Raw genomic sequence first — 556 nt, forward strand, 5'->3', positions numbered from 1 at the left:
CACGCAGGTAAGGCACTTGATCCTGCGACCGGTGGCCAATGCGTCCATGACGAAATCCATCGACCAGGTCAGATTGGGCGCCGCCGGACGGAGCAGCGGCAGACGTTCTGTTGCCAGCCCTTTACGACGTCTTCTGCGTTTTACGCCCAGGCCACTGAGGTGATAAAGCCTGTACACGCGCTTATGATTAACATGCAGCCCTTCACGGCGCAGCAACTGCCAGATGCGACGGTAGCCAAAACGCCTGCGCTCCAGTGCCAGCTCAGTGATGCGCCCTGATAAATGCGTATCTGCAGCTGGGAGCTGAGCCTCATAGCGGCAGGTCGACAGGGATAAACCTGTGAGCCTGCAGGCACGACGTTGCGACAGACCGGTCGCATCACATATCAACATCACGGCTTCCCGCTTCTGGTCTGTCGTCAGTACTTTCGCCCAAGAGCCACCTGAAGCGCCTCTTTATCCAGCATGGCTTCGGCAAGCAGCTTCTTGAGTCTGGCGTTCTCTTCCTCAAGCGACTTCAGGCGCTTAACCTCAGGCACCTCCATACCGCCATACT

At 57.7% G+C, this 556-nt stretch carries 1 pseudogene; it reads right to left on the bottom strand.

Annotated elements, in window-relative coordinates:
- Nucleotides 1-556, bottom strand: a pseudogene (locus IFU29_RS22215) (IS3 family transposase); the annotation flags it as partial.

Source organism: Erwinia persicina (assembly GCF_014838825.1).
Lineage (GTDB): Bacteria > Pseudomonadota > Gammaproteobacteria > Enterobacterales > Enterobacteriaceae > Erwinia > Erwinia persicina_A.